This window comes from Pseudomonas sp. GM80 (genome assembly GCF_000282515.1).
GTDB lineage: Bacteria > Pseudomonadota > Gammaproteobacteria > Pseudomonadales > Pseudomonadaceae > Aquipseudomonas.
Genome location: NZ_AKJD01000168.1, coordinates 1 through 3,962, shown reverse-complemented (window position 1 = coordinate 3,962; position 3,962 = coordinate 1). Strand labels below are relative to the sequence as shown.

Sequence of the window (3,962 nt, the reverse complement as noted above, 5' to 3'; positions counted from 1 at the left end):
TGCGATCTGTTGATCTTGATCTGAAAAAACCAGATCAACAGATCGCAGCCTCGTTTCACTCGTCAGCTCCTACCGGGATTCGGGATAGCGCTGAATTTAAAAGCCTCGCTCGATGCGGGGCTTTTTTACGGCTATCGTTTAGCGGGGGACGGACTCCCTTGAAACAGACAAGAGGCAGACGGGCATGCGTCACCATTCGGTCATCCACACGCCGAAACTCAGCGATTATCAGGAACTGACCCGGGTCTGGGAGGCCTCGGTTCGCGCCACCCATGATTTTCTGCCAGAGAGCTACATCGAACTGCTGCGCAATTTGGTGCTGACACGTTATCTCGATGCGGTGATGTTGATCTGCACCAAGGACGCCGACCAGCGCATCACCGGGTTCGCCGGGGTGGCAGCGGGCAAGATTGAAATGTTGTTCATCGATCCCGATCATCGCGGCCAGGGTTTGGGCAAGAAACTGCTGAATTACGCGATGCAGCATCTGAATGCCGATGAACTCGACGTCAACGAACAGAACCCGCAGGCACTGGGATTTTACTTCAAGCAGGGGTTTGAAGTGATCGGCCGCTCTGAAGTGGATGGCATGGGCCAGCCGTACCCGTTGCTGCACATGCGCTTGCGCCAAACCCAAACACGCTCAAGCCACGCCTGACACACCAAGGAGCCCCTGTGGGAGCTGGCTTGCCAGCGATGCAGACGCCTCGGTCTGACAGATCCACCGAGGTGATGCCATCGCTGGCAAGCCAGCTCCCACAGGGAATACGGACACCGTGTAAATGGAACCGGGCTTAACCGGCGCCACACAGGTACAATGCCCACCCCTTTTTTGTTACGGCCCTGTCATGACTGACCCGATTCGCCTCTCCAAACGCCTCATCGAACTGGTCGGTTGCTCCCGCCGGGAGGCCGAGCTGTTCATCGAGGGCGGCTGGGTCACCGTGGATGGCGAAGTGATTGACGAGCCGCAATTCAAGGTCGGCGACCAGAAGGTCGAGCTCGACAAGGACGCCCAGGCCACCGCGCCGGAGCCGGTGACCATCCTGCTCAACGCGCCGGCGGGCATGGACGTCGAGACCGCCATGCAGTCGCTCTGCGCCGAAACCCTCAGCGAAGAGCACCGCTTCAGCAAGCGCCCGTTGCGCGGGCACTTCCTGCGCCTGACCGCCAGCGCCGACCTGCAAGCCAAGGCCAGCGGCCTGCTGGTGTTCACGCAGGACTGGAAAATCCTGCGCAAGCTCACGGCCGACGCCGCGAAGATCGAGCAGGAATACGTGGTCGAAGTCGAAGGGGACATGGTCGCGCACGGCCTCAACCGCTTGCAGCACGGCCTGACGCACAAGGGCAAGGAGCTGCCGCCGGTCAAGGCCAGCTGGCAGAACGAAAACCGTCTGCGCTTCGCCATGAAAAATCCGCAGCCGGGGATCATCGCCCAGTTCTGCGCAGCGGTGGGCCTGAAGGTCATCGGCATCCGCCGCATCCGCATCGGCGGCGTCTCGATCGGCAAAGTCCCGGTCGGCCAATGGCGCTACCTGTCCGGCAAAGAGAAGTTCTAAAACTTCCACTGCCGCCACACATTCCGGCAGCGCGCCCGCGTGCTGCCCACAACGCTTATCAGGATTACTCACATGATTCATAACGACGTATTGCGCAGCGTGCGCTACATGCTCGACATCAGCGACAAGAAAGTTGTCGAAATCATCAAACTCGGCGGCATGGACGTAGAACTCGCTGACGTGCTGACCTGGCTCGACAAGAAAGAAGAAGACGAAGAAGGTTTCGTGCGCTGCCCGGACGAAGTCATCGCGCACTTCCTCGACGGCCTGGTGATCTTCAAGCGTGGCAAGGACGAAAGCCGTCCGCCGCAGCCGATCGAAGTGCCGGTGACCAATAACATCATTCTGAAAAAGCTGCGCGTGGCCTTCGAACTGAAAGAAGACGACATGCACGCGATCCTCAAGGCTGCCGAGTTCCCGGTGTCCAAGCCTGAGCTCAGCGCACTGTTCCGCAAGGTCGGCCACACCAACTACCGCCCGTGTGGCGACCAGTTGCTGCGCAACTTCCTCAAGGGTCTGACCCTCCGCGTTCGCCCGGCTTGATCCCCTCTGCGGTGGTGATCGATGGTCGCCACCGCAACGCATGACCGTTCATTCCCTGCAAAAATAGTGGCTCCGCTTTTCGTGGCTGACGACTAGGGTGTACTGATCCCTAATCTTCAGGACTCGCCATGCATCCGTATTTCTCCCTGCAAGGCCGCACCGCTCTGGTGACCGGCGGCACCCGTGGTATCGGCAAAATGATCGCCAAAGCCTTTGTCGAGGCTGGCGCGCGCGTCTATGTCTGCTCACGTGACGCCGAAGCCTGTCATCAAACCGCGGAAGAACTCAGCGCCTTGGGCATCTGCCACGGCATGGCGGCGAATCTGGCGAGCGAAGAAGGCGTGCAGGAACTGGCCGCGCGGTTGGGCGAGCAGATCACTCATCTGGATATTTTGGTTAACAATGCCGGCACCACTTGGGGCGCGCCGCTGGAGAGCTATCCGGTCAAGGGCTGGGAAAAGGTCATGCAGCTCAACGTGACGTCGGTGTTCAGTTGCATCCAGCAGTTTCTGCCCTTGTTGCGCAAGGGTGGTTCTGCGGCGAATCCGGCGCGGATTATCAATATCGGTTCGGTGGCAGGGATTTCTTCGTTTGGTGAGCAGGCGTATGCCTACGGGCCGAGTAAGGCCGCCTTGCACCAGTTGTCGCGGATTTTGGCGCGGGAACTGGTGAGCCAGCACATCAACGTCAACGTGATCGCGCCGGGAAGGTTTCCGAGCAAGATGACTCAGCATATTGGTAATGATCAGCAGGCATTGGCCGAGGACACGGCGTTGATTCCGATGAAGCGCTGGGGGCGTGAAGAGGAGATGGCGGCGTTGGCGATCAGCCTGGCAAGTACGGCCGGGGCGTATATGACCGGGAATATCATTCCGCTGGATGGTGGGTTTAGCCTCTGACATCGGCGGTGAAGCTATCGCTGGCAAGCCAGCTCCCACAGGTTTTGTGGTGTGCACAAATGATGCGAACGCCCGAGAACCTTGTGGGAGCTGGCTTGCCAGCGATGGCGACCGCCCGCCCACCACCAGACTTGAGGGCTGCCGGGTTATCATGCCCACCCTGCCCCGTTTCGAATGCACACCATGACTTACAGCGTCTCCCCCATCGGCTTCGTGCGCTCCTGCTTCAAGGAGAAATTCGCCATCCCGCGCCAGCCACAACTGGCCCCTGCCGCCCGTGGCGTGCTGGAACTGGTGGCGCCGTTCGATCAGGGTGACGCCGTGCAGGGTCTGGAACAGGTCAGCCACGTCTGGTTGCTGTTCCTGTTCCATCAGGCGCTCGAAGAAAAACCACGCCTGAAAGTCCGCCCGCCGCGCCTGGGCGGCAACAAATCCATGGGCGTATTCGCTACTCGTGCGACGCACCGCCCGAACGGCATCGGCCAATCCGTGGTGAAACTGGACAAGGTCGAAGCCAATCGGCTGTTTATCTCCGGCATCGACTTGCTCGACGGCACGCCGGTTCTCGACATCAAACCCTACGTACCTTACGCCGACATCATCCCCAACGCCGCCAACAGCATCGCCAGTGCGGCGCCGCAGCTGATTGAAGTGCAGTGGACGGACTCAGCACTGAAACAGGCGCACACACACGCTCAGCGCCTTGATGAGCCGTTGGTGGCTTTGATTGAACAGTGTTTGGCTCAGGACCCGCGTCCGGCGTATCAGACCCCGGCACCTGAACGCGAATATGGCGCGCAATTCTGGGATCTGGATGTGCGCTGGCATTACCCGACGCCCGAGCAGATCCGCGTGCTCGAAGTGATTCCCGCCACAGCCTGAGACCTCGGTCAATGTAGGAGCTGCCGAAGGCTGCGATCTTTTGATTTTGATCTTAAAAGCAAGATCAAAAGATCGCAGC

Annotated in this window: 5 protein-coding genes; all 5 read left to right on the top strand. The window is 59.7% G+C overall.

What is annotated here, in order from left to right:
• Nucleotides 1-184 precede the first annotated feature (184 nt).
• The 5 genes from PMI37_RS23630 (at nucleotide 185) to tsaA (ending at nucleotide 3,883) form a co-directional block, all read left to right on the top strand.
• A complete protein-coding gene (locus PMI37_RS23630; RefSeq protein WP_008085754.1) occupies nucleotides 185-658 on the top strand; it encodes a GNAT family N-acetyltransferase in 474 nt (157 codons plus the stop codon).
• 190 nt (nucleotides 659-848) lie between these two features.
• Entirely contained in the window at nucleotides 849-1,559 is a 711-nt protein-coding gene (locus tag PMI37_RS23625) for an rRNA pseudouridine synthase (protein WP_045123271.1), read from the top strand.
• A gap of 72 nt (nucleotides 1,560-1,631) precedes the next feature.
• On the top strand, nucleotides 1,632-2,102 hold the full coding sequence (locus PMI37_RS23620; protein WP_008085752.1) for a DUF1456 family protein: 471 nt from the start codon (nucleotides 1,632-1,634) through the stop codon (nucleotides 2,100-2,102).
• Nucleotides 2,103-2,230: 128 nt separating this feature from the next.
• Nucleotides 2,231-3,001, top strand: a complete 771-nt coding sequence (locus PMI37_RS23615; protein WP_008085751.1) for an SDR family oxidoreductase — start codon at nucleotides 2,231-2,233, stop codon at nucleotides 2,999-3,001.
• A 183-nt stretch (nucleotides 3,002-3,184) separates the two neighbouring features.
• Nucleotides 3,185-3,883, top strand: coding sequence for a tRNA (N6-threonylcarbamoyladenosine(37)-N6)-methyltransferase TrmO (gene tsaA / locus PMI37_RS23610; protein WP_045123270.1), 699 nt, complete (start codon nucleotides 3,185-3,187; stop codon nucleotides 3,881-3,883).
• Nucleotides 3,884-3,962 lie beyond the last annotated feature (79 nt).

What these genes read in the sequence shown, in the direction of transcription:
- PMI37_RS23625 (WP_045123271.1), top strand. Translation starts at nt 849, where the DNA reads ATGACTGACCCGATTCGCCTCTCCAAACGCCTCATCGAACTGGTCGGT.
- PMI37_RS23620 (WP_008085752.1), top strand. Translation starts at nt 1,632, where the DNA reads ATGATTCATAACGACGTATTGCGCAGCGTGCGCTACATGCTCGACATC.
- PMI37_RS23630 (WP_008085754.1), top strand. Translation starts at nt 185, where the DNA reads ATGCGTCACCATTCGGTCATCCACACGCCGAAACTCAGCGATTATCAG.
- PMI37_RS23615 (WP_008085751.1), top strand. Translation starts at nt 2,231, where the DNA reads ATGCATCCGTATTTCTCCCTGCAAGGCCGCACCGCTCTGGTGACCGGC.
- tsaA (WP_045123270.1), top strand. Translation starts at nt 3,185, where the DNA reads ATGACTTACAGCGTCTCCCCCATCGGCTTCGTGCGCTCCTGCTTCAAG.